Annotated in this window: 21 protein-coding genes and 1 pseudogene; 14 read left to right on the plus strand and 8 right to left on the minus strand. The window is 35.4% G+C overall.

What is annotated here, in order from left to right:
* Positions 1-2: 2 nt before the first annotated feature.
* From HM987_RS03325 to HM987_RS03345, 5 genes are all read left to right on the plus strand, one after another.
* Positions 3-1,664 carry a peptidase domain-containing ABC transporter gene (locus tag HM987_RS03325; protein ID WP_179005246.1) on the plus strand — a complete coding sequence of 554 codons (1,662 nt, stop codon included), beginning with the start codon at positions 3-5 and terminating at the stop codon, positions 1,662-1,664.
* A gap of 11 nt (positions 1,665-1,675) precedes the next feature.
* Positions 1,676-3,028, plus strand: a complete 1,353-nt coding sequence (locus HM987_RS03330; protein ID WP_179005248.1) for an HlyD family secretion protein — start codon at positions 1,676-1,678, stop codon at positions 3,026-3,028.
* On the plus strand, positions 3,025-4,428 hold the full coding sequence (locus HM987_RS03335; RefSeq protein ID WP_179005250.1) for a TolC family protein: 1,404 nt from the start codon (positions 3,025-3,027) through the stop codon (positions 4,426-4,428). The genes HM987_RS03330 and HM987_RS03335 overlap by 4 nt, the downstream gene beginning before the upstream one ends.
* Positions 4,429-4,666: 238 nt before the next feature.
* Positions 4,667-6,019 (plus strand): UDP-N-acetylmuramate--L-alanine ligase, encoded by a 1,353-nt coding sequence (locus HM987_RS03340; protein WP_179005251.1) that lies wholly within the window; start codon positions 4,667-4,669, stop codon positions 6,017-6,019.
* Between the two features lie 44 nt (positions 6,020-6,063).
* Complete coding sequence (locus HM987_RS03345) at positions 6,064-7,416, plus strand: TlpA family protein disulfide reductase (RefSeq protein WP_179005253.1); 1,353 nt, start codon at positions 6,064-6,066, stop codon at positions 7,414-7,416.
* Here HM987_RS03345 and HM987_RS03350 read toward each other — a convergent pair.
* Both HM987_RS03350 and HM987_RS03355 read right to left on the minus strand, forming a co-directional pair.
* Positions 7,413-7,712 (minus strand): immunity 53 family protein, encoded by a 300-nt coding sequence (locus HM987_RS03350; RefSeq protein WP_179005255.1) that lies wholly within the window; start codon positions 7,710-7,712, stop codon positions 7,413-7,415. The genes HM987_RS03345 and HM987_RS03350 overlap by 4 nt on opposite strands.
* Before the next feature lie 288 nt (positions 7,713-8,000).
* Entirely contained in the window at positions 8,001-9,845 is a 1,845-nt protein-coding gene (locus HM987_RS03355; protein ID WP_179005257.1) for a PLP-dependent aminotransferase family protein, read from the minus strand.
* A gap of 255 nt (positions 9,846-10,100) precedes the next feature.
* Between HM987_RS03355 and HM987_RS03360 the strand changes: the two genes are divergently transcribed.
* Complete coding sequence (locus HM987_RS03360; RefSeq protein ID WP_179005259.1) at positions 10,101-10,733, plus strand: hypothetical protein; 633 nt, start codon at positions 10,101-10,103, stop codon at positions 10,731-10,733.
* Between the two features lie 5 nt (positions 10,734-10,738).
* Here the strand turns inward: HM987_RS03360 and HM987_RS03365 are convergent.
* From HM987_RS03365 to HM987_RS03375, 3 genes and pseudogenes are all read right to left on the minus strand, one after another.
* A pseudogene (locus tag HM987_RS03365) lies at positions 10,739-11,626 on the minus strand (dienelactone hydrolase family protein).
* A 39-nt stretch (positions 11,627-11,665) separates the two neighbouring features.
* Positions 11,666-12,253: an FMN-binding negative transcriptional regulator gene (locus tag HM987_RS03370; RefSeq protein ID WP_179005261.1), complete on the minus strand. Its 588-nt coding sequence runs from the start codon at positions 12,251-12,253 to the stop codon at positions 11,666-11,668.
* A 62-nt stretch (positions 12,254-12,315) separates the two neighbouring features.
* Positions 12,316-12,759 carry a DUF1569 domain-containing protein gene (locus tag HM987_RS03375; RefSeq protein WP_179005263.1) on the minus strand — a complete coding sequence of 148 codons (444 nt, stop codon included), beginning with the start codon at positions 12,757-12,759 and terminating at the stop codon, positions 12,316-12,318.
* 51 nt (positions 12,760-12,810) lie between these two features.
* Here HM987_RS03375 and radC point away from each other — a divergent pair, with 51 nt between their 5' ends.
* From radC to HM987_RS03395, 4 genes are all read left to right on the plus strand, one after another.
* On the plus strand, positions 12,811-13,509 hold the full coding sequence (gene radC / locus HM987_RS03380) for a RadC family protein (RefSeq protein ID WP_179005265.1): 699 nt from the start codon (positions 12,811-12,813) through the stop codon (positions 13,507-13,509).
* A 193-nt stretch (positions 13,510-13,702) separates the two neighbouring features.
* Positions 13,703-14,998, plus strand: a complete 1,296-nt coding sequence (locus HM987_RS03385) for a polysaccharide deacetylase family protein (RefSeq protein ID WP_179005267.1) — start codon at positions 13,703-13,705, stop codon at positions 14,996-14,998.
* Positions 14,995-15,681 carry a YjjG family noncanonical pyrimidine nucleotidase gene (locus HM987_RS03390; RefSeq protein WP_179005269.1) on the plus strand — a complete coding sequence of 229 codons (687 nt, stop codon included), beginning with the start codon at positions 14,995-14,997 and terminating at the stop codon, positions 15,679-15,681. The genes HM987_RS03385 and HM987_RS03390 overlap by 4 nt, the downstream gene beginning before the upstream one ends.
* Positions 15,682-15,693: 12 nt before the next feature.
* Positions 15,694-16,503 carry a hypothetical protein gene (locus tag HM987_RS03395; protein ID WP_179005271.1) on the plus strand — a complete coding sequence of 270 codons (810 nt, stop codon included), beginning with the start codon at positions 15,694-15,696 and terminating at the stop codon, positions 16,501-16,503.
* A gap of 204 nt (positions 16,504-16,707) precedes the next feature.
* On the opposite strand, the gene HM987_RS03400 is transcribed toward HM987_RS03395, so the two are convergent.
* Entirely contained in the window at positions 16,708-17,985 is a 1,278-nt protein-coding gene (locus HM987_RS03400) for a replication-associated recombination protein A (protein ID WP_179005273.1), read from the minus strand.
* A gap of 218 nt (positions 17,986-18,203) precedes the next feature.
* Here HM987_RS03400 and HM987_RS03405 point away from each other — a divergent pair, with 218 nt between their 5' ends.
* A complete protein-coding gene (locus HM987_RS03405) occupies positions 18,204-18,995 on the plus strand; it encodes a rhomboid family intramembrane serine protease (RefSeq protein ID WP_179005275.1) in 792 nt (263 codons plus the stop codon).
* 18 nt (positions 18,996-19,013) lie between these two features.
* Here the strand turns inward: HM987_RS03405 and rlmB are convergent, their stop codons facing one another.
* Entirely contained in the window at positions 19,014-19,748 is a 735-nt protein-coding gene (gene rlmB, locus HM987_RS03410; protein ID WP_179005277.1) for a 23S rRNA (guanosine(2251)-2'-O)-methyltransferase RlmB, read from the minus strand.
* A 112-nt stretch (positions 19,749-19,860) separates the two neighbouring features.
* Complete coding sequence (locus HM987_RS03415; protein ID WP_229724573.1) at positions 19,861-21,549, minus strand: POTRA domain-containing protein; 1,689 nt, start codon at positions 21,547-21,549, stop codon at positions 19,861-19,863.
* A gap of 175 nt (positions 21,550-21,724) precedes the next feature.
* Between HM987_RS03415 and rpsL the strand changes: the two genes are divergently transcribed.
* From rpsL to fusA, 3 genes are read left to right on the plus strand one after another with little or no spacing between them, the layout of a single operon-like run.
* Positions 21,725-22,099 (plus strand): 30S ribosomal protein S12, encoded by a 375-nt coding sequence (rpsL, locus tag HM987_RS03420; RefSeq protein WP_019386263.1) that lies wholly within the window; start codon positions 21,725-21,727, stop codon positions 22,097-22,099.
* A gap of 22 nt (positions 22,100-22,121) precedes the next feature.
* On the plus strand, positions 22,122-22,598 hold the full coding sequence (rpsG, locus tag HM987_RS03425; RefSeq protein WP_179005279.1) for a 30S ribosomal protein S7: 477 nt from the start codon (positions 22,122-22,124) through the stop codon (positions 22,596-22,598).
* Between the two features lie 3 nt (positions 22,599-22,601).
* A complete protein-coding gene (gene fusA, locus HM987_RS03430; RefSeq protein ID WP_179005281.1) occupies positions 22,602-24,728 on the plus strand; it encodes an elongation factor G in 2,127 nt (708 codons plus the stop codon).
* Positions 24,729-24,734: the final 6 nt, after the last annotated feature.

Raw genomic sequence — 24,734 nt, forward strand, 5'->3', positions numbered from 1 at the left:
TTATGGCTAAACAAAAAACAGTAATGTCTCCATGGCAAAGGCTTGTAGGTCTTTTAAAATTAGAGAAAAGAGATGTTTTACAGGTCATCTACTACGCCATTTTTTCAGGCTTTTTAGCACTTACATTGCCTCTAGGCATACAGGCAATTATAAATTTAATACAAGGAGCTCAAGTAAGTACGTCTTGGATTGTTCTTGTTATTTTGGTCACCTTAGGCGTTGCATTTGTAGGAATACTACAACTAATGCAAATGCGAATTATAGAATCTATCCAGCAACGTATTTTTACAAGGGCATCTTTTGAGTTTACTTATCGTTTTCCAAAACTAAAGATGAACGAATTGCGTAATTATTATCCACCAGAATTGGCCAATCGATTTTTCGATACGCTGAATATTCAAAAAGGATTGGCAAAGATTTTAGTGGATATTCCAGCTGCGATACTTCAAATTGTGTTTGCCCTGATTCTGTTATCTTTTTATCATCCGTTTTTCATTGCTTTCGGTGTTTTATTATTAATCCTAATCTATATCGTATTTAAATTCACGGCAAAAAAAGGTATGGATACAAGTCTTATGGAATCCAAAAACAAATACAAGGTTGCACATTGGATTCAAGAAGTAGCAAGGGCTGTGGTCAGTTTCAAACTTTCTGGCAAAACGAGTTTGGCAATAGAAAAGAACGATGAATTGGTAAGTGATTATTTGGAGGCAAGGGAAAGTCATTTTCGAATTTTAGTCATTCAATTTATACAAATGATAGGCTTTAAGGTCATAGTAACAGCTGGCCTTTTGTTGATTGGTGGATTGTTGGTTTTAAATCAAGAAATGAATATCGGTCAATTTGTTGCGGCTGAAATTATAATTCTTCTCGTCATTGCATCTGTTGAAAAACTCATTTTAGGTTTGGAGTCCTTTTATGATGTGCTCACTTCTTTAGAGAAAATGGGTCAGGTTGTAGATAAGGAACTGGAAAAACAGGAAGGAGATAAACCAGAATTTCAGGAAGATTTTAATATTGAATTAGACAAAGTATCTTACGAGGTGCCAGGTAGAGAAGACCCTATTATTAAAAATGTCTCATTAATAATCAAACCAAAGAGCAGATTATTGGTAAAAGGCGAAAGTGGTTCGGGCAAATCGAGTTTACTGCGCTTAATTGGCGGAATTATAGAGCCTACAAATGGAAAGGTGTATTTAGATAAGTTCATGTTACGCAATATTAATCTCAATCATTATCGATCTCATTTAGGATTGTCATTAGCAGACGAAACACCATTTGAAGGCACCATAAGAGAAAATATTACTTTCGGTAATCCTAATATCTCCGATGATCAGTTAATGTGGGCAATCGAAAATGTTGGACTTTATCAATTTATTAAAGAAAGTCCTAAAGGTCTCAATACCATACTGTATCCTGAGGGCAAACAGATCTCATTTACAACCGCTAAAAAAATTGTACTGGCCAGAGCTATAGTCGACAAACCAAAGGTGCTTATTTTAGAAGACCCCTTAGAGCATTTTGAGCCGGAAGAAGTTAATAAAATAATTTCGTTCTTAACGAGTGATGATAATCCTTGGGCACTAGTGGTTGTAAGTATGAGTAATGATTGGTCACAAAGTTGTACCCAAGTTGTGACGCTCAAAAAAGGTGAAATTATTTAAAGAAAGTTATCATGCTAAATATATCTCATAATCAATTACATAAGTCTGTTGATATTACGGATTCCAAATCTGGAAAACATGTATTTCACGGACGATATTATAAGTATTTCAATCGTTTCTTAGGAGCGTTTGCCATTATCGGTATCATCATTTTATTTCTACCATGGACGCAAAACATAACAGGTAGAGGTCAAGTAACCACATTAACACCAGACCAAAGACCACAAACTATTCAATCTCCAATTCCTGGTAGAATAGAGAATTGGTTGGTAAGGGAAGGGGATTTTGTTGCTAAAGGCGATACGATCATGAAAATTTCAGAAATTAAGAGCGAATATTTTGACCCTAATTTAGTGGAGCGTACCGCACAACAACGTGATGCAAAATCACAATCCGTAGGTTCTTATGAAGAAAAAGTAAAAGCACTGAACCGGCAAATTGATGCTTTAGCCAATGAGCGTGGCTTAAAGTTAGAGCAAGCAAAAAATAAATTACTTCAGGCAAAGCTTAAGGTGCAGAGCGACAGCATAGATTTTGAAGCGGCCAAGACCAATAAGCAAATTGCACAACGTCAATTTGACCGTACCGTAACCTTACAAGAAGAAGGCTTTAAAGCCACAAGGGATGTGGAAGACAAACGATTAAAACTTCAGGAAACAGAAGCGAAATTAATATCACAGGAAAATAAATTGTTAGCGAGCAAGAATGAGGTACTCAATGCGCAATTTGAAATTTCGAGAGTTAATGCTGAATATTCAGATAAGATTTCAAAAGCACAGAGTGATAAGTTCACAGCCCAATCGAGTCAATTTGATACCGAAGCACAAGTATCTAAATTAGACAATGAATACTCAAATTACAAAATGCGAAACGATTTACTATTTATTACGGCGCCTTACGATGGGTACATTAATAAAGCGATTAGGGGAGGCGTAGGGCAAACCTTTAAGGAAGGTGAAGCCTTAGTTGGTATTATGCCAGCTCAGGTGGATTTGGCAGTAGAAACCTTTGTGGATCCTATTGATTTGCCTTTATTGAATTTGGGAGAAAAAGTACGCGTCCAATTCGACGGTTGGCCTGCCATAGTGTTCAGTGGTTGGCCAAATGTGTCTTACGGAACTTATGGTGCCAAAGTCGTGGCTATAGAAAATTTTATCAGCGCTAACGGTAAGTTTAGAGTCTTATTGGCTCCAGATGAAGAAGCCGAAAAATGGCCAGACGCCATAAGAGCTGGTTCAGGTGCCTACACGATGGCATTATTGGAGGATGTCCCAATTTGGTTTGAGTTATGGCGACAACTAAACGGATTCCCACCCAATTATTATCAGCCAGAAGGCGCAACAGCTAAAAAGAAACAAGGATGAGATTAATACTTACCATAGTTCTCATAGGTTTTAATTGTATAGGGTTTTCACAGACAGAAGACTTATCTAATACCCTTCGTTTTGATGAATACTTAGGATACGTTAAGAAGTTTCACCCAATTGTGAAACAGGCCCAATTGGTCATTGATGAAAGTCAGGCAAAATTGATGAAATCCCGTGGAGCTTTTGACCCAAAGATTGAAGTAGATTACAATAGAAAGAAATTTAAAAACACGGAATATTATGATAAACTCAATGGGACCTTTAAAATTCCGACTTGGTTTGGAGTAGAACTAAAAGCAGCGTTTGAAGAAAACACAGGAGACTATTTGAATCCTGAAAATTTCGTACCACAAGAAGGTTTGTATAGTGCAGGAGTTTCTGTACCTCTAGGTCAAGGATTGTTCATCAATAATCGAATGGCAGCTTTAAAACAAGCCAAATTATTTAGGGAACAAGCCAAAGCAGATCGAGATATATACGTCAACAATATATTATTTGAAGCCTCTTTAGTGTATTTCGAATGGTTACAAGCGTATAATGAATTGAAGCTATTCGAAAATATTTTGACCAATGCACAACAACGTTTTGAAGGGATACAAAAAGGCGTTGAGGTTGGTGAAAATGCAGAAATTGATGTTACCGAAGCCAGAATTGCAGTCAACAATAGAAAATTGGGTTTAGAGCAATCTAAAGTAAAATTAATAAAAGCAGCTTTGGAACTGTCTAATTTTTTATGGTTGGATAATAATGTGCCAGTTGAGCTACAGCCCAATGTGATTCCAGATGTGAATTCAGAACCAATTATAGATGCTACCTTTAATATCAATCAATTACGAAGTGATGACGTTGTATTGGAAGCACATCCAAAAATGCTGTCCTTGGGTTATAAGTTAGAAGGTTTAGAAGTGGATACGAGATTAAAGGCCAATAAATTGTTGCCAAAAATTGATGTGGAATATAATTTTTTAACAGAGGTGCCAGAAGTAGCTAGGACATTTAATACTGCTGAATATAAAGGAGGCGTAAATCTAAGTTTTCCATTGTTTTTAAGAAAAGAACGTGGCGATTTAAAGCTAGCAAAACTAAAATTACAAGACACGGAATATGAACGCGATGCGACACGTGTTAATCTTCAAAATAAAATCAATGCGTTAAGACAAGAATTGGAATCTTATAGTGCACAAAATGAAATTACAACTGAAATGGTTTCAGACTATCAGCAAATGCTAATTGCAGAAGAACGTAAATTCGAGCTCGGGGAAAGTTCACTGTTTTTGGTCAACTCTAGAGAGTCGAAATTGATTGACGGACAATTGAAAGCTATAGAAATACAGAATAAATTTTTTAGTACCAAGGCGAAGTTATTTAATAGTTTGGCAGTGAATCCGGAGTTTTAGTATTTAGTTACCTCAAGATGACTTACTGTATTACTAGCGTCAGTTCGAGTGATTTTTGAGGTACGAAAAAATTATATCGAGAACATGGGTTGACGTTAATGTCAATTTTTGGTAAGCTACAAAACTTCTCAATACAATTCTTCATTCTTCAGAATCACCCGAAATGACGTTCAGGTATCATTTATAGTACTTCTCATTTCAAAAAACTTATAGTATTTTTACACTAACGAATATTACTATGAACGTACATTTTATAGCCATTGGTGGTGCTGCAATGCACAATTTAGCCTTAGCACTTCACAATAAAGGTTACAAAGTCACAGGAAGTGACGACGAAATATTTAACCCTTCAAAATCACGATTAGAAGCTAAAGGGTTGTTGCCAAAGTCCTTTAGTTGGTATCCTGAAAAAATCACATCGTCCTTGGATGCCATTGTTTTAGGAATGCATGCCAAAGCAGATAATCCTGAATTGTTAAAGGCCCAAGAACTTGGCTTAAAAATCTATAGTTATCCTGAATTTCTTTACGAACAATCCAAACACAAAACACGGGTTGTCATTGGTGGAAGCCATGGGAAAACGACGATTACCTCAATGATTTTGCATGTGCTGCATTATCATGATAGAGATGTGGATTATATGGTTGGCGCACAGCTCGAAGGTTTTGACGTCATGGTAAAACTTACCGAAGACAATGATTTTATGGTGTTGGAAGGCGATGAATATTTAAGCTCTCCAATTGATAGGCGACCAAAATTCCATTTGTACAAGCCTAATATTGCGTTGTTGAGTGGCATTGCTTGGGATCATATCAACGTATTTCCAACCTATGAAAATTATGTGGAGCAGTTTAGCATTTTCGTGGATTCTATTGTTACAGGTGGAAGCATCAATTATAATGAAGAAGATGCTGAAGTCAAAAGCGTAGTGGAAGCCTCCGAAAATCAGATTCGCAAGATTGCCTACAAAACTCCAGAGTATTCGGTTGAAAACGGTGAGACCTTATTGGAAACGCCTGAAGGGCCAATGCCTATCGAAGTATTTGGTGCTCACAACTTAAATAACTTAGCTGGTGCCAAATGGATTTGCCAACATATGGGAATTGATGAAGACGATTTCTACGAGGCCATTTCTACGTTTAAAGGCGCAAGCAAACGATTGGAAAAAATTGCCGAATCTAAAACGAGCGTCGCTTATAAAGATTTTGCACACTCGCCGAGTAAAGTGGAAGCCACCACTAAGGCCGTAAAGGAACAATATAGCGACCGGACTTTAGTGGCTTGTTTGGAGTTACATACCTATAGCAGCTTGAATGCGGAATTCTTAAAAGAATACAAAGGTGCCTTAGATGCAGCAGATGTCGCCGTGGTATTTTATTCGCCTCATGCTGTGGAAATTAAGAAATTAGAAGAAGTTACCAAAGAGCAAATTGCCAATGCTTTTGAACGCGATGATTTGATTATTTACACCAATCCAGATGAATTTAAAGACTTTTTATTCTCGCAGGATTTTGAAAATAAGTCGTTGTTGTTAATGAGTTCTGGGAATTATGGTGGTTTGGATTTTATGGAGGTTAAGGGGCTTTTTTAGAATTTACATCGATTAATAATTACTCTTATTTTAACAATTTTAACATGAAAAAAACCATACTAACTCTATTTACATTACTAATTGGTTTATCGCTATTTGCTAAATCAGGCAAGGTAGTGCTATCGGGACACGTCGAAAATCATTCTGAGAATTCTATTATGATTACTTACCTTAATAATCAAAAATTAGTTTCTGCTGAATTAGATGCTAATGGATATTTTAAAATGTCCACTAGAATAGAGGATGGATTCTACTTTCTCAAATATGGTCGTAATACAGCATATATCTACCTATACCCTAAGGATGAGCTCAATATAGTTTTTGATGCTAACCATTTTGAAAAGTCTTTAATTTTTAAAGGACATGGCTCAGAACGGAATAATTATCTCGTTCAAAAATCAATTAAAGAAGCTGAGTTAACTGAAGATTTGGAAGCGTTTTATAAAGTCAGTGAAGACCAATATCTTAAAAATATTGAGAATATTAAAACTATACATAGAGCCTCAATGGTAGAATATGATTTGGAAGATTTTTTTAAAAATGCGGAGTTAAAATCCTTAGAGTATGATCGCCTGTTGAGTATTCAGAATTTTGAAAACAGTTATAAGTTTTATCTAGGAGATGAGATTTCTCTTTCAGAGGATTTTTATAAACCTTTAGAAGAATTGGATGTAGATGATATGGATGAATACAAGTCGCAGCCTTATTATCGTTATTTAGTGAATTCTGCATGGGGCAAACGTATTGAAGAGGCTTCTGATGTCGATGGAATGTTTGCCGAGCTACGTAAAGTACCTTCACAAGATTTGGCGATTACCTTAACCAATAGTTTTTACTCAAAAATATCTTCGAACAAAGAACGTGCTAAGGATTATCTCGATCTTATAAAGCGAGTGACATCGCATCAACCTTTTATTAATGCAGCAGAAAAGCAATACCAAGAAGTCATTGACTCTAGAGGTCTTAAAAAAGGAGATGATTCGCCTAAATTCAGTTATGAGGATATTGACGGAAAAATGGTAAGTCTTAATGATTTTAAAGGAAAATATGTTTATATCGATGTTTGGGCAACGTGGTGTGGCCCTTGCATCAAGCAAGTACCTTATCTCAAAGAATTAGAAGAGCTTTATCATGATAAGAATATTATTTTTGTGAGTATTTCAGTCGATAAGAAAGATGTTAAACCTAATTGGAAACAAATGGTTTTAGATAAAGAACTCGGTGGAGTTCAACTATTTGCTGATAAATCTTTTGATAGTGACTTCATGAATGCTTATGCTATAAATTCTATTCCACGTTTTATACTTATTGATCCAAATGGTGATATTGTAGATCCTGAAGCACCAAGACCTTCGTTTGATAAAACTAGGACACTATTAGATGAGCTTTTGAATTAATTCTCAATCTTCTCAATCATTTCCCGAAACAGATTCAACAGAAAAATCAGTTTTCCTGCATCACCAGCGGCTCTGAATCTTTGATTTTCTATTTTGACACCATACCAATCTTGTTTCCCATTTTCATTGAGGATCCATTTGATTTCGAGATTAGCAATAGACGTATTTGAGATATCAATTTCAACATCCCAACCTAATGGGCTGTCTAACGTGGTTATTTGAATGACATCACCTTTTTCCCATTCGCCGTCAGCATTTTCTTTAAACCAATCTTGTATCCATTCTAAAATTTCCATTTGTAACTTTTGTTAAAATTATAACTGTCAGTTCGAGTGATTTTTTCTTTCTAAAAATCGTATCGAGAACCTTATGAGTTCCATAGATTGTTCTCGATACATTTAGTTAATTTTCGTTTCACTTCAATTAAATAAACACTCGAACTGACGGATCTGGTCAGTTTTCTTGTTTTTTCTATATTAATAATCGTATTGAGAACCTTATGAGCTCCATAGATTGTTCTCGATACATTTAGTTAATTTTCGTTTCACTTCAATTAAATAAACACTCGAACTGACGATAATAGGTCATATTTTAGAAACAAACTCCAAGAACACTTCCTTATGCTTTTCTAAATCCATATTTGGTGAGACTGAAACTCGTGCAATATAATCTTTATCGCCTTCTTTTGTGGTACCTTGGGTTGAGGTGGCGGGAATCGTCCAATAACAGCCTTTTAACTGTCCATAACTCACACAGTATTTACTTTCGTTAGGGATTTCAGTAATCATTAAATTGATTAATTTATGATTTAAGGCTCTTTTGTAAGTTTCTTTTTCCTGAGCTGAATTGCCTTTAGTAGGAAGATCTAATGAAAATACAGAAGGTGTGAATCCTTGTTCGGCGAGTTCTTCGGAAACAAAATTAATTTTCGCATCAGGCAAAACCTTCTGGATAAAGTTGACAAAGTCTCTAGTATTCTTATAAGCGTCCACAATCCTTTGATTCATTGACGGCATTTGCTGCGCTAAGATTTCGTATTGAAGATCTGTTGCTTCATTATCGCATAGCTCTAAATGCAGTGCTATCTTGTCCATCAGAGGTGCTGCTTTTTTATTGGCAACGCCATAACCAGCAGTACATTTCCCTCCACTCGGAAATTTTGAACCACTGGCATAAGAAATAGTTCTCACAGTTGAAAGTATTTCACCTTCTCCTAAAAAGTTAACATTAGGACAAAAAGTTTGGTCTAAAATAAAAACGGGATCGATGGCCAAAGTCCCATTTTCCGTTTGACGCTCTTGACTTAAAACTGCTTTTAGTTGTTGCAAATCTGGAACTTCAACTCTTGGATTGGTCGGAATTTCGGCAATGATATATGGTATTGCATCTTCATTGGCGATTTTAGCTAATACAGTTTCCAAGCTGGTCACCATGTCGTTATCGCCATCCACTTCTAAATCCACAATTTCAACAATGTCCATACAAGCAGCAACGCGTCTGGCTTGGTCATTGGTACCACCATAGCAATTGGTTGGTACAATAAATTTAATCGCTTTACCGCTATGGTTTTGTTGGGCATCATGAATTAAACCCATCATAATCGCATACTGAATAGATAATCCACTAGAACCAACTAGCGGTTGAGTGGTTACGCCAGTAATGTCTTTGATAGAATTTAAGACTGATGTTTTATTGGCTTTAAGATTACTTTTTTGAGGACTAAAAGAAGATTGGTGCGTCAATGCTTCTAAAGCCACCAAACAATTAGAAGGTGTCATCGCAATGGTTTCCCGCCGTCGTACATGTTGAATTGCTGAAATGTAACTGTCGTTTTTAGCACCGTTAACTACTAATATGCTGCCTAGATCCTCATAAAGATGAATATAGAAATCAATATTTATATTTCGATTAATGCTCTCGATTCGGTTCTGTTGCGACATAAATATAGTGCTGCCTTCAAATTCTAAGATAGCATCTGCATCATTAGTTTTTATTAGTTGGAAATCATAACCATAAACGGACTTTATTAGTTCAGCATCAAAATACTCTGGTAAGTGATCAGTGTATAAGATTTGGGTTTTTTTGTTGTCCAATAGATTTTGTCGAAGAATTGCTAAAATAGGAATCGTTTGTGACGAAAAACTAATCACTTGTTCTGGTTTAAAACCGTTTAAATTAGCAATAGCCCATTCTAAAACGGAAGATAAAGGATGACCTAATCTAATATAATCGTAAGCCGTTGGTAAATTATGAAGTACTGATGACTCAGCATTATTGGCGTTGTATAAATTTTCAAATTGATCTAAAAATTGTGATTTAGCTAATTTTTCATTGTAAATATCTAAGCGATGCGTTGTTAGGTTAAGCCAATCTTTTGGCATGTTTTTTAGAACGTCTTTTATGTAATTCAGCATTTTATTGTTTTCCATAACTCCGAAAATTAAATAGTTTGCAAAGATACGTTAGTTGGGTTTCTATTAAAACCTTACAGGATGTTTTATTTGTGAGTCATTGACTCGATTTAATAGTTATGAATTAACCAAGCTCATTTAGTTTCAAAAGAGCTAAATCTTAAGTTGACCATATACTATTTCAAATTTTTGTACGTTATAGAAATAAATCAACTAAAACCAACCCACCATAAAAGACAATTACGTTTCAACCATTAATCAACTTCTTTAATCATGAAACGAATCATTTATGTCTGCTTTTTCGCCATTTTATTAGCTTCCTGCTCAACTTCCGAATCAAATCAAGAACCAGATTCCAACTTTTATGCACTTACGGTTGGCAACGAATGGGTGTATAAAAATTACAAGTACAATAGCGTTACAGAAACGTACGATTATACAGGAGTCATAGATTCCGTAAGTATTGTAGGAACAGAATTAATTGACCACAATAACTATTTTAGATTTAGACGTTTGACCACAGGAAATGAAGCTGACATCACATTCTGCAATCCCAATGGAGAGCATTTTGAGCTACTTAGGGATTCAACGGGTTATTTAGTAAGAGATGATGGAAGCATTAAATATGCTAAAAATGATTTTACTTCAAGAATTGTTAATGATCAAGACTGGGGAACGATTTACGAGCAGCTCATTGCCACTGATAACGAAATTACAGTAGAGGCAGGCACGTTTGAAAGCACCTATACACAGCGTTTTGTTATGCTACACAATGGTGACCAAGCTGATGGTCTGGATCATTTTTATTATGTTGATGGCGTGGGATTGATTTATGATACGTCTTCTCTCGTATCTCAAGATATTCCAACTATCATACGACGATTAGATGCTTATGCGGTTGAATAAAAAAATTATTTCAGGTGTTCGTTAAAAAAAGCAATCGTTCGGTCCCAAGATAAGGTTGCGGCTTCTTTATCATATCTTGGTGTCGTATTATTGTGAAAACCATGATTTACGCCTGGATACATATAGGCTTGATAGTCTATTCCGTTTTCGATGAGTATTTTTTCAAACTCTGGCCAACCTGCATTCACTCTGGTATCTAATTCGGCATATTGGAGTAGAAGAGGTGCTTTAATCTTTACAGCATCTTCGGCCTCTGGTTGTCTGCCATAGTATGGAACGGCAGCACCTAAATCTGGTAAGCGAACAGCCATCATATTGGAGATCCATCCTCCAAAACAAAACCCAACCACACCAACATTGCCATCGCAATTCTCATGATGCTTTAGGTAGTGGTAAGCCGCAATAAAATCTTCGAGCATTTCTTGCTGGTTCCGCTTTTTCTACATGGTTCTACCGTCGTCATCATTTCCTGGATAACCTCCAAGAGGCGATAGGGCATCTGGCGCTAGGGAAATAAACCCTTTTTTTGCCGTGCGTCTTCCAACATCTTCGATATATGGATTCAGTCCTCTGTTTTCATGCACCACAATGACACCTGGCAATTTGGTTTTGTTATCTATTGGTTGCGACAATAACCCTTTTATGGTGCCACCACCTTTTGGAGATTCGTAAGTGATATATTCGGAATCTAAAGTGGGATCATCGGGTTGTACCAACAAACTATTTACATAATCAGGAGACATAAAACTTAATAGTGATGACACCGTTAAACCGCCAACTGCATATATGCCGAGTTTTTCAACGAACTGTCTTCTGTTGAGTTTATTGTGTGCATAATCATCGTATAAATCGAAAACTTCTTGACTAATATCTTCTTTTTTTAAGTCTTTCATATTGTTGGGTTTGGATTAAAAATTATAAGGTACAAAATATTAAAATACCGTATCTAAAAATTGTTTTATACTCTCCTGATTTGCTCTTATTAATTCCTCACGAGCAGCTTCTATATCTCTTGGCTTTTTATCTTGGGATAATTTGAATTTCCCTTCCCAATTCGTAATTTCAATTTCAAAGAGTTCAATGTATTTAAGATTACTGTCCAAACGAGGATTATCCGCTTCCAAAACATAATGGTGGTTTGGCGCTTCAAGAAATTCGGTCATAGTAATTAGCGATTGTTTTAAGGCCATGTTGTCTTTTACAGCCTTTACTTTTCCGGTTATATGCACTTTTATATAATTCCATGTCGGAAGCTGGGTTGTGCTATAAATACTAGGCGAAATATAACAACTGGGACCACTAAAAATAACAGTAACGTTATTATTGTTTTTTAATAATTCGGTTTGTGGATTATAAATATCAATGTGTCCGATTAATTTTCCATCGTCATAAATTAGCGGCAAGTGTGTGATGAAAGGTTGGTTGTCTTTAACGGAAATTACCGTCGCCAAAGGATACGTTTTTATCACTTCTACAGAGTGATTTTTTTCGTTGTCTTGATGGTGTTTTGGAGGGTACAATTTATTTTTGATTTACGATTGTTGATATATGATTTCTGAATACTTAGTATTGAACAATTCATTCAGACTCCAAACTGTATTAAATGATGATCGAGATGTTTGTACTGTAGTTGTCCCCATTGTTGCGCTGTAAAATAGCCGAATGCAGGATGTGGCTCCCATTCGGTTTTTGCTTTCTCTGCAAAAGCTTCATCAATTAAGGTTTTAAGCGTACTAATTTCGCTATTGAATGCCTTATCCTCTTTAGCTTTTAAAAACTTGGCGGTTGGCAAACCTTTACGCCATGGCTTGTCGTTGTATAGTGCTTTTTTAAAGAAAACTTTAGCCAACCAACTGGGTTTTAAACCGTAATTTTCTTTTTGTAGCATTATATTAAATGGGCCTTGGCAGTGCCATGCCATTTGCCCAACGTTCATTTTTCCCCAATTAGCCTGAGAATTTTCATTTAAGTTATCAATTCTAGATTTTATTTCATGATAAGCATTTTCTTCAAAAATAGATTTCATATTTCCTGTTTTTAATTGATGCTTAAATTTACAATTTTTTATCTTTAGAGCATGTCAGGGAAATCAACTTCGTTTTCTATTAAAAATTGGTCGCAAGACGATCAGCCGCGTGAAAAGCTCAGGGATAAGGGGAAAACATCACTAAGTGATGCTGAATTGATCGCCATTTTAATCGGATCTGGGAACCGAGAAGAAAGTGCTGTGGCACTCTGTAAACGTATTTTTGCAAGCGTTGACAATAATCTGAATGCTTTGGGAAAATTGTCTATTGCACAATTAATGGAATTTAAAGGTATAGGAGAAGCCAAAGCGATAACCATTGCTGCAGCATTGGAACTGGGGAGACGTCGACGTTTGGAAGACACGCTCCAATTAGATAAAATAATATCGAGCCGTTCGGTTTTTGAGGTGATGCAACCCATAATTGGCGATTTGCCACATGAAGAATTCTGGATTCTATATCTCAACAATTCTAATAAAGTCATTCATAAAAACCAATTGAGCAAAGGCGGAATTACGGGAACGTTAGTCGATGTGCGCTTAGTACTAAAAAATGCGCTCGAGGTTGGTGCAACGGCCTTAATACTTTGCCATAACCATCCATCAGAAACGTTAAAACCAAGTAAATCCGATAGGGAAGTGACCCAAAAATTAAAAGTGGCGGCAGAAAGTTTGGATATAAAAGTTCTGGACCATCTTATTATAACCGAGAAGGCGTACTTTAGTTTCGCAGATGAGAACATTCTTTAGGAATGTTAAATTCCAAAAATAAAACACAAAATTACAAATGTATTATTCCAACTTTGAAATTTTCCTAATTCAAGAGTTAATAATTTAAAATAATTTTAGATTCTAAAAAAATAGAGTAAATAACAATATTTAGAATTTGGACTTTTGAAGTTGGAATTTGTTATTTTTAGATTTTTGGAATTTGCGAAGCCTTATGTTACTAGTTTACACACATAAAATCACACCACGAGTTACCTATACGTTTAAGCATATTTGTAAGCGTATTTTAGGAATAGAGGTACGATTTACTTCAAAAATCGAAGATTTTATTGCGCACGACAGCCTGAAGATGTCCTATACAAAACAACCGTTGAGTCATGAGTTGTTTGTAAGAAGTAATGAGTTGTTGTTTGAAACTGGTCTTTCCGATATCGATATTAACGTGCAACAATGGGATAATACCAAGGGATTTTTTCCTACGGGAGAACGTAGCGATTTACCATTCGATATTTTTGCCGCATCTTTTTATCTGCTGAGTAGATATGAAGAATATTTACCGCATGTAAGAGATGAATATGGTCGGTTTTTGGCATCTGAGAGTATAGCTTTTCAGAATAAATTTTTAAATCAACCTGTTGTAGATATTTGGGCTTATAAGCTGAAGGACATTCTGATGGAACGGTTTCCTGATTACGAATTTCCCACACGGAAGTATCGCATTCAACCGGTTATTGATGTGCCAATGGCCTATTACTTTAAGCAAAAAGGGTTTTTAAGAACCATTGGCGGTACCTTAAATGATCTTAGACGTTTCAAGCTAAAACAATTGTATTTGCGGTATTTGGTGCTCATGGGTTTTAAGCGAGACCCTTACGATACGTTTAAATGGATCATTAGAAAACAGAAACAATACGATTTTAAGTTTATGGTGCTCTTTCTTTTGGGCGATTATTCAACTTATGATAAAAACATCAATACTAATAAAAAACTATTTGTTTCACTTATTAAATCGGTTGCGGATTATTGTGATGTTGGCCTTAAAGCATCATACCTCTCTTTAGATGACGTATCTATTCTTAAAAAAGAAAAACTTAAGATGGAAACGATAACACATACCGATTTAAAAGCGGTTCGCCATTCATTTTCAAAATTGAATATACCAACTTCGTATCGTAATTTAGTGGAATTGGAAATCCATCAGGATTTTACGATGGGCTACATCAATACCTTAGGTTTTAGAGCAGGTACATGTACACCATTTCAGTTTTACGATTTGGATTATGAAGTGCAGACACCATTACAGATCAATTCGTATCAATGTTTGGATTATGGGTTGTTAAAGTACCATTCAGAATTAGATAAAACAGAACATTTACAGAAAATAATCAAAGAAGTTAAGGCCGTAAATGGTACTTTTATTCCTATATTTCATAATTATGCATTTAGTAATCTAGACCGTTGGAAAGGCTATAGGTCGCTATTTAATTTAATATTAGAATCTGCTGAATGACAAACCCTATAAAACATGTTTTTTTCGATTTGGATCATACCCTTTGGGATTTTGATAAAAACTCTGGTTTAACGTTCGAAAAGATTTTTAATTTGAATAAAATTGAAGTTGAACTCAATGATTTTTTGTCTATATACGAACCCATAAACTTGAATTATTGGAAACTCTACAGAGAGGAAAAGGTCACAAAATCAGCTTTACGTTACGGAAGATTACGAGAAGCGTTTGATGGCGTAGGCATTACGGTTGAAGATGAAATGATTAATCATTTGTCTGAAGCTTATATTGACAACCTTTCTTCATTCAACTATTTGTTTGATGGGACTTTTGAAATTCTGGATTACCTAAAAAATAAATACGAATTGCATATCATTACTAATGGTTTTGAGGAGGCACAAGAAAAGAAAATGGTAGCTTCAAATATTAAACCTTATTTTAAAACCGTTACGAATTCTGAAATGGTAGGCGTAAAGAAACCTAATCCTAAAATTTTTAACTTTGCCTTGGATTTAGCCAATGCTAATGCTAAAGAGAGTATTATGATTGGTGATAGTCTGGAAGCAGATATCGAAGGCGCACATAAAATTGGAATGGATACCATTCATTTTGATTATAAAGATGCCTATAATGGTCATGGTTATAAACGCGTCACAAATTTAAAAACACTTATAAATCATCTTTAAAAAATATAAAATATGTTCAAGAAAATAATTTTTACAGTTTCATTTATTCTTATGAGTTTATGTGGAACGGCACAAAAAGACATTAACAATTTTAAGTACGTCCTTGTACCAAAGACCTTCGAGATTTCTAATAGTGAAGATCAGTACCAGCTGAATTCCCTATTAAAATTCTTATTCAATAAATATGGATATGAAGCTTATTTTACTAGCGATGATTTACCAGAAGATTTAAAGATTAGTAGATGTTTGGCACTAAACTCTGAGGTTGCCAAGGCAAAAGGAGGGTTGTTTAAAACCAAACTAGAAATTACACTGAAAGATTGTTTCGGTAACATTGTAATGACCTCTCAAATAGGAGAATCGCGAGAAAAGGATTATCAAAAGGCCTATACTGAAGCCATAAGGGAAGCTTTTGAAACCTTTCAAAATTTAGATTATTCATATGTTGCATCACAAGATGAAGATACAGTTGTGCAATCATCAGTAGAGAGCGATTATGAAGAAAAGAAGGCTGATGTTGTGATAGCTCAGCGTAAAGCAGACAAAATCATTGATGAAGCCAAGGACGTTGATGATGAAACCATAGCGGTTCTGTCTAAGCCAGATACTTCAGAAATATATTATGCACAACCTATCAAAAACGGTTTTCAACTGGTAAATTCTGAACCAAGAATAGTTATGATTTTACTCAATACCGCAGCAAAAAATGTGTTTATAGTGAAGGGGAAAAGTGCCATTGTTTTTAAGGAAGATGGTTTTTGGTATTACTCTGAAAATAATGGAGAACTTGAAGAGCAACAATCAATGAACGTTAAGTTTTAAAACGAGTTTAATGCGTATTCATTCAAAGCCTTCCCTTACTTAAAAGGCACTTTCGGATGGGTCGCAGTATTCAAGGTTAAACGTCTACTGGAAAAAATCACCAAAGACTGTTTTATTTAAAATATAATTAAAAAACCACATTATACTTCTTACTGAACACTGCCTACTTTTCCCTTCGGGAAATGTCCGCAGTAAAAACGGGAACTAATACCCATACTTGTCCTTCCAAAGCGACTTCAAATAATTCCGTTGGGCCTGCTCACGAGCATTATTTCCAGGATTGTATAATTTGGTGTTGGCAATCTCTTCTGGCAAGAACTCTTGAGCAGCAAAGTTATTTTCATAGCTATGGGAATATTTATAACTATCGCCATAACCTAATTCTTTCATCAGCTTTGTTGGTGCATTTCTTATCGCTAAAGGTACAGACAAATCACCTGTGTCTTTAACTAATTGTTGTGCTTTACCAATAGCTTCATAGGCAGCATTGCTCTTTGCAGAACTGGCTAAATAGGTTGTGCATTGACTTAGAATAATTCGTGATTCGGGATTGCCAATTACAGAAACCGCTTGAAATGTATTATTCGCAATTACCAAGGCGGTTGGGTTCGCATTTCCGATATCTTCACTTGCTAAAATTAAAAGTCGTCTGGCAATAAACTTCACGTCTTCGCCGCCTTCAATCATGCGTGCTAAATAATAAACAGCTGCATTTGGGTCGCTACCACGAATCGATTTTATGAATGCAGAGATAATATCGTAATGTTGTTCTCCAGTCTTATCGTAGCGAGCCGCTTTACTTTGGACTTGCTTTGTGACTAAATCGTTGGTTATTATAATATCTCTATCTTCAAATGACGCCACTAACAATTCAAATATATTCAGCAATTTTCTAGCATCACCTCCAGAGAATCGTAATAAGGCTTCCGTTTCCTTTAATTCAATATTTAATTTTGAAAGGGTTGTGTCTTCTGTAATTGCACGCTGCAATAACGCTTCTAAATCGTCTTTACTGAAGGCATTCAAGGTGTAAACTTGACATCTAGAAAGCAAAGCAGAAATGACCTCAAAACTTGGGTTTTCGGTCGTAGCTCCAATTAAGGTCACCCAACCTTTTTCAACGGCTTCTAAAAGAGAATCTTGTTGCGATTTACTAAATCTATGGATTTCATCAATAAACAAAATCGGATTTTTTGCCGTAAATAATCCACCGCTTTTTTTAGCTTTATCAATGACTTCCCTTATAGCTGCAACTCCAGAATTTATGGCACTCAATTTAAAAAACGGACGCTCCGATTCATTAGCAATGACATTGGCTAATGTGGTTTTACCAATACCAGGTGGTCCCCAAAGTATCAACGAAGGAATCACACCACTTTTAATTTGTTGGTACAACATCCCGTTTTTACCCACTAAATGTTGCTGACTTAGATAGTCGTCGAGTGTGTTTGGTCTTAAACGTTCGGCTAAAGGTGTATTCATAGTTCAAAATTACAAAATGCTTTTGTGATGGATCGATTATTTTAAAATTTATAAGACGCGTTTAAAAATCTTTAATTTTTTCACAATCCTTCAAAAGCCTTGAAATCTGTTTTAATTTTTAAGTGCATCTACGTTTTATTTATAATTGAAGTATCTGCCATTTTTTCATACAATATCAGTTTGGCTATAAATTTGAAATGCTTTCTTTAAATTTACTCATGAGCAAGAACCAACACTTCAAATATTCTAACAGTATTATTGTCTACCCACTGATAATTCTGTTCACTATTTGGTTGGTGTTTTGGTTTCAAGTTAGAATTGATAGTGGTATAAAGGCATTTGGCATAAGACCACAAAAAATTGAAGGCTTATTAGGTATTGTCACTAGTCCGTTTTTGCATGGAAATATCAATCATATTTATAGTAACTCTATTCCTCTCTTTGTATTGAGTTTAGCCTTGTTTTATTTTTATAATAAAATTGCTTGGAAAGTTATTGGCTTTGGCATTTTGTTTTCAGGATTTTTAACCTGGTTGATTGCCAATAATGGAAACCATATAGGAGCAAGTGGTTTGGTGTATGTATTGGTCAGTTTTATGTTCTTCAAAGGCATTTTTGCCAAGCATTACAGACTTATTGCATTGTCCTTATTGGTTATTTTCCTGTATGGAAGTATGATTTGGTATGTATTCCCAATTAAAAGCGGCATGTCTTGGGAAGGCCATTTAGCTGGTTTGATTACAGGGTTGATCTTTGCGTTAATATTTAGGAAGCAAATAGCGAAACCTGAGCGTTACCAATGGGAACAGGCGGATTACAATGAAGATGATGATCCATTTATGAAGCATTTTGATGAAGACGGTAATTTTATTGAGTTTGAACCAGAAGTCGAAAAAGAAATTGAAATCGAATCTGACATTGAAAAAAATTTAAAGCTTGAATCAAATGAGAATCAGAATACTAATATCAATTACATTTTCAAAAAGTCCAATAATGATCCTGCCAACTGACGACTGAAAAACTGAGAACTAACTCCGTTGCCTAACAGCTTCATATAGAAACGCACCACAAGCCACAGAAACATTCAATGATTCTATCTCTCCTAAAATAGGAAGCTTTGCTTGGTCGTCCACCACTTTTAAAACCGAAGGATTAATGCCTCTTCCCTCAGAACCCATAATTATAGCGCAAGGTTCTTTAAAAGAAACGTCGTATAAATAGTTGTCTGCTTTTTCCGTTGCAGCTATAACTTTTATTCCTGAAGATTGCATGTGGAAAACCGCATCTTTTATATGATCTACTTTACAAATGGGCATTTTAAAAATGGCACCAGCGCTCGTTTTTATAGTGTCTCCATTTATAGGCGCTCCACCTTTCTTCTGAATGATAATACCATGGACGCCAGTACATTCTGCTGTACGAACAATAGCTCCAAAATTTCTAACATCACTCAATTGATCTAGCAATAGGAACAATGGTGTTTTGCCAGATTCAATAACATTCATGACGAGATCATCAATATCATGAAAGGCAATCGGCGAAATTTGAGCCACCGCACCTTGATGGTTACCACGTGTTAATCGATTTAACTTCTCTATGGGCACGTAAGAAGCGTTGATGCCTTCGGAACGGATTAGATTTTCTAATTCCTTATATAGTTCGCCATGCAGTCCCTTTTGCATAAAAACCTTATCGATAGTCTCGTTAGATTTTATAGCTTCTATAATGGCTCTAATTCCAAAAATTGTGGTGTCTTTTTTCATTAATATTATAATGTCCTAAATTAAAGATGATATTTCTATAGATTTAGTAATTTGATTGTAAGTTGCTAATATCCCTAATGGATTTTTATGCTGTAAAGGTATTGAAACAGTTTTAAAAAGTAGCAGTTAAACTCACATGAACTTTAGAGTCCGATAATTTAAACTGACGATTGTCAGTCTTGCCAACGGAATAATTTAATCTGAAGAGGCCAGCATTGGTCAGTAATCCCAATCCCAATCCAAAACCAAAAAGCTTTTCTTTACTTAAGGTGAGTTTATTTTCAAAATACGCAGCATCTATAACCGAATGCACATAAATACCGCTACTTAATCTATAGCGGTATTCTGTATTAATGACTCCAAATAGATTAGCCACTAAACTGTTTTCTTCAAATCCACGAATAGAGTTGATGCCTCCAAAACGAAATAATTCATTATCTAAATAATCATCAGACGTTAACAGCGATCCATTTAGTCTAGTATAAAAACTATTCTTATTATTAAGGTTAAAGATTTTATAAGTGTCTATACTAAATACAGTTTGGTTTTGTGTTCCTAAATTATTTTTTCTATCTCCAAAACCAGAAGAAAAATCAAGCCAAAAATTAATAGGAAATAAAGGGTCGTAAAATTGGGGCTTTGTATAATTATAATGAAGCGTATAATAATTGGTTTTATAATCATTTAAAATTTCGGTATCGTTTTCCAATAGGTTAGTAGAATTAGTAGCATTGATTCCGACTCCAATTTTATGCCGAGCATTTATTTGATAATTAATCTTGGCATATTGTTTAGCGGTCAAAAAGGTAGAGTCTTTTCTAAAAAGATTGAGACCAACCTGTAGTCCAACTGGAGAAGCGAATAAATAAGGTAAATCTGCATCTACATTAATGGTTTGTTGGTCAATTTCGTCACTTTTGTAGAAAAGGTTTAAAGTTTCGCCGTAGTTGAGGTTATTGATTAGTCTTAAATCCAAATACCCATCAAATTCAATCTTGTTGGTGTTTTCATTAGTTCCAAAACCTAGGAAACCATCAAAGTTGTTGGTTCTGTTTTTTTCTATGTATAAGTATAGCGTTGTGGAATCTTGGGTAAAAAGCACTTCAGGGTCTTTAATCTTGCTGGCAAAACGCAAATCTTCTAAAAGCTCAACTTTATTTCGAATGGCTTTTAAGTTGAACGATTTACCGGTTTTAAGCTTTAAGAAACGTTTTATATAAGACTTTGGAAACTTCTCGTAACCCTTTACAATAATATTATCGATACGTCTTTTTTGGTTGGTCACAATTTTGAGATCTGCCGAAATTAATTCAGGATTCAACTTGGCCACATTAATAAGTTGTAAGGTTGAAAACGGATCACCTTGTTCAGCGATTTTAGAATTGAGGTTTTTTAAATAGTTTTCAGCCTCTGTTATTTTTATCTCGAAAAAACCATCGCCAGATTTATAATTGATGCTTTGCAATAATTTCACGTTAAAACTAGAACCATAATAGATCCTTATGTTATCAATTCGTTTGCCTAATGTAAGTTCTGCTTCAAAAAGGGAGTCATTTTGTTTGGTGACGCTTTCAGTTAAGGCGTCAATAAATCCAAGATTGGTTAATTGGCGCTTTAGACTATTGATTTCTAATTGTAACCCGTTATAATTGTCAAAGCGTTTTTGGTACCCTAAGGAGTCGATAGCCTTTGTTGCGGTTTCATTTTCTCCTGCAATATTTAAAATAAGTGATTGACCAATGCTTAGATTTGAATAAACCAGAATTAGAACAAGATAAAGAAAACGGCTAAAAATAGGCATCAATAGTGTACAGAATATCGCTTATGTAACGTAAAAATAGAGGATATTATATATGAATAAAATAAAAGTTTATATTTCTTTGAAAAATTAATTCACAACTGTTTGAATTATAAATATATATTTCTACCTTTGCAGCCCTCAAAAGTGAGGGTTAATAAAATTTATATAGAAATATATGCCAACAATTTCACAATTAGTACGAAAAGGAAGAGCCAAAATAACCAAGAAGAGTAAATCGGCTGCTTTAGATTCGTGTCCTCAAAGACGTGGTGTATGTACTCGTGTTTATACAACGACACCTAAAAAACCTAACTCAGCAATGCGTAAGGTGGCAAGGGTTCGTTTAACAAACGGAAACGAAGTAAATGCATACATTGGTGGAGAAGGTCACAATTTACAAGAGCACTCGATAGTATTGGTTAGAGGTGGAAGGGTAAAAGATTTGCCAGGAGTTAGATATCACATCGTTCGTGGTGCTTTAGATACAGCAGGTGTATCTGGAAGAACACAACGTAGATCTAAGTATGGTGCAAAACGCCCTAAAAAGTAATTAAAAACTTTAAGAAGAAGACATGAGAAAAAGAGCAGCAAAAAAGAGACCGCTTTTACCAGACCCAAGATTTAACGATCAGTTAGTAACACGCTTTGTTAATATGATGATGTGGGATGGTAAGAAGTCTGTGGCTTTTAAAGTATTCTACGATGCAATTGATATTGTTGAAGAGAAAAAAAATGATGACGAAAAAACGGCTTTAGAAATTTGGAAAGAAGCGTTGTCTAATGTGATGCCTCACGTAGAAGTACGTAGTCGTCGTGTTGGTGGTGCAACATTCCAGATTCCGATGCAGATTCGTCCAGACCGTAAGGTTTCAACTGCGATGAAATGGTTAATTAGCTATTCACGTAAAAGAAACGAAAAATCTATGGCGCAACGTTTAGCGGCAGAAGTTTTAGCAGCAGCTAAAGAAGAAGGAGCCGCTGTTAAGAAAAGAGCTGATACGCATAAGATGGCAGAAGCAAACAAAGCATTCTCACACTTTAGATTTTAAGAAATGGCAAGAGATTTAAAACTTACAAGAAATATAGGAATTGCGGCTCATATTGATGCTGGTAAAACAACAACAACAGAGCGTATTCTTTTTTATACGGGAGTTTCACATAAAATTGGTGAAGTACACGATGGTGCTTCTACAATGGACTGGATGGAGCAAGAGGCAGAAAGAGGTATTACAATTACATCTGCTGCAACTACTTGTGACTGGGTTTTTCCTAAAGAAAATGGTGAACCAACTGAAGATGCACAAAGTTATCACTTCAATATTATTGACACACCTGGTCACGTAGATTTTACGGTTGAGGTTAACCGTTCTTTACGTGTTCTAGATGGTTTAGTGTTCTTATTTAGTGCGGTGGATGGTGTTGAGCCACAATCTGAAACAAACTGGAGACTAGCAGATAACTATAAAGTGCCAAGAATTGGTTTCGTTAATAAAATGGACCGTCAGGGCTCAGACTTTTTAGGAGTTTGTCAGCAAGTTAAAGATATGTTGAAGTCTAACGCCGTACCAATTGTTTTGAACATTGGTGATGAAGATAACTTCAAAGGTATTGTAGATTTAGTTAAAAACAGAGCTATTGTATGGCACGATGACAACTACGGATCTACTTTCGATGTGGTTGATATCCCTGAAGATATGAAAGATGAAGTGCGTAAGTATCGTGCTTTATTAATCGAAGAAGTAGCAAGTTATGATGAGAATCTACTTGAAAAATTCATGGAAGATGAAAACTCTATTACAGAAGAAGAGGTGCATGCTGCACTTAGAGCTGCTGTAATGGATATGGCTATTATACCAATGGTATGTGGTTCGTCGTTCAAAAATAAAGGGGTGCAGTTTTTATTAGATGCTGTATGTCGTTATTTACCATCGCCTATGGATAGAGAAAGTGTAGTTGGAACTAATCCTGACACTGACAAAGAAGAAAGACGTAAGCCTAGTGTTAACGAACCTTTTTCAGCATTAGCATTTAAAATTGCAACAGATCCTTTCGTAGGTCGTTTAGCGTTTTTTAGAGCTTATTCAGGTCGTTTAGATGCAGGTTCTTACATTTTGAACAACCGTTCAGGTAAAAAGGAGCGTATCTCACGTATCTACCAAATGCACTCTAATAAACAAAATGCGATTGATTTTATCGAAGCAGGTGATATTGGAGCGGCAGTAGGATTTAAGGATATTAAGACTGGTGATACTATGTCTGATGAAAAACATCCTATCGTTTTAGAATCTATGGACTTCCCAGATCCAGTAATTGGTATCGCGGTTGAGCCTAAGACAAAAGCAGACGTTGATAAATTAGGGATGGCTTTAGCTAAATTAGCAGAAGAGGATCCAACGTTTACAGCAAGAACTGATGAGGCTTCAGGCCAGACTATTATTTCTGGAATGGGTGAGCTTCACTTAGATATTATTGTAGATCGTTTACGTAGAGAATTTAAAGTTGAGGTTAACCAAGGTCAGCCACAAGTAGAATATAAAGAAGCTATTACACAAGCTGCAGATCATAGAGAGGTTTATAAGAAACAATCTGGTGGTCGTGGTAAATTTGCTGATATCGTATTTACGATTGAGCCAGCAGACGAAGGTGTTGTAGGATTACAATTTGAATCTGTAATTAAAGGTGGTAACGTTCCTAAAGAATTTATCCCTTCAATTGAAAAAGGATTTAAAATGGCAATGGTCAATGGACCTTTAGCTGGATTCGAAGTAGATTCTATGAAAGTAACTTTAAAGGATGGATCTTATCACGATGTCGATTCAGATCAATTATCATTCGAATTAGCTGCGAAATTAGGATTTAAGAATTCTGCAAAAGCTGCTAAAGCTGTAATAATGGAACCTATCATGAAACTAGAGGTGATTACACCTGAAGAAAATATGGGTGACATAGTAGGTGATTTAAATAGAAGAAGAGGACAAATGAGTAGCATGGGTGATAGAGCTGGTGCAAAAACTGTAAAAGCTACTGTGCCATTATCAGAAATGTTTGGTTATGTTACTACTTTAAGAACATTATCTTCAGGTAGAGCAACATCAACTATGGAGTTCTCTCACTATGAGCAAACCCCTCAGAATGTATCGGAAGAAGTAATCAAAGCAGCTAAAGGAGTTGAATCGTAAATCTTA

The sequence above is a fragment of the Winogradskyella forsetii genome (genome assembly GCF_013394595.1).
GTDB lineage: Bacteria > Bacteroidota > Bacteroidia > Flavobacteriales > Flavobacteriaceae > Winogradskyella > Winogradskyella forsetii.

Bases quoted from the DNA above. Each gene is read 5' to 3' on its own strand.
- HM987_RS03325 (WP_179005246.1), top strand. From the start codon at position 3: ATGGCTAAACAAAAAACAGTAATGTCTCCATGGCAAAGGCTTGTAGGT.
- HM987_RS03330 (WP_179005248.1), top strand. From the start codon at position 1,676: ATGCTAAATATATCTCATAATCAATTACATAAGTCTGTTGATATTACG.
- HM987_RS03335 (WP_179005250.1), top strand. From the start codon at position 3,025: ATGAGATTAATACTTACCATAGTTCTCATAGGTTTTAATTGTATAGGG.
- HM987_RS03340 (WP_179005251.1), top strand. From the start codon at position 4,667: ATGAACGTACATTTTATAGCCATTGGTGGTGCTGCAATGCACAATTTA.
- HM987_RS03345 (WP_179005253.1), top strand. From the start codon at position 6,064: ATGAAAAAAACCATACTAACTCTATTTACATTACTAATTGGTTTATCG.
- HM987_RS03350 (WP_179005255.1), bottom strand. From the start codon at position 7,712: ATGGAAATTTTAGAATGGATACAAGATTGGTTTAAAGAAAATGCTGAC.
- HM987_RS03355 (WP_179005257.1), bottom strand. From the start codon at position 9,845: ATGGAAAACAATAAAATGCTGAATTACATAAAAGACGTTCTAAAAAAC.
- HM987_RS03360 (WP_179005259.1), top strand. From the start codon at position 10,101: ATGAAACGAATCATTTATGTCTGCTTTTTCGCCATTTTATTAGCTTCC.
- HM987_RS03375 (WP_179005263.1), bottom strand. From the start codon at position 12,759: ATGAAATCTATTTTTGAAGAAAATGCTTATCATGAAATAAAATCTAGA.
- radC (WP_179005265.1), top strand. From the start codon at position 12,811: ATGTCAGGGAAATCAACTTCGTTTTCTATTAAAAATTGGTCGCAAGAC.
- HM987_RS03385 (WP_179005267.1), top strand. From the start codon at position 13,703: ATGTTACTAGTTTACACACATAAAATCACACCACGAGTTACCTATACG.
- HM987_RS03390 (WP_179005269.1), top strand. From the start codon at position 14,995: ATGACAAACCCTATAAAACATGTTTTTTTCGATTTGGATCATACCCTT.
- HM987_RS03395 (WP_179005271.1), top strand. From the start codon at position 15,694: ATGTTCAAGAAAATAATTTTTACAGTTTCATTTATTCTTATGAGTTTA.
- HM987_RS03400 (WP_179005273.1), bottom strand. From the start codon at position 17,985: ATGAATACACCTTTAGCCGAACGTTTAAGACCAAACACACTCGACGAC.
- HM987_RS03405 (WP_179005275.1), top strand. From the start codon at position 18,204: ATGAGCAAGAACCAACACTTCAAATATTCTAACAGTATTATTGTCTAC.
- rlmB (WP_179005277.1), bottom strand. From the start codon at position 19,748: ATGAAAAAAGACACCACAATTTTTGGAATTAGAGCCATTATAGAAGCT.
- HM987_RS03415 (WP_229724573.1), bottom strand. From the start codon at position 21,549: ATGCCTATTTTTAGCCGTTTTCTTTATCTTGTTCTAATTCTGGTTTAT.
- rpsL (WP_019386263.1), top strand. From the start codon at position 21,725: ATGCCAACAATTTCACAATTAGTACGAAAAGGAAGAGCCAAAATAACC.
- rpsG (WP_179005279.1), top strand. From the start codon at position 22,122: ATGAGAAAAAGAGCAGCAAAAAAGAGACCGCTTTTACCAGACCCAAGA.
- fusA (WP_179005281.1), top strand. From the start codon at position 22,602: ATGGCAAGAGATTTAAAACTTACAAGAAATATAGGAATTGCGGCTCAT.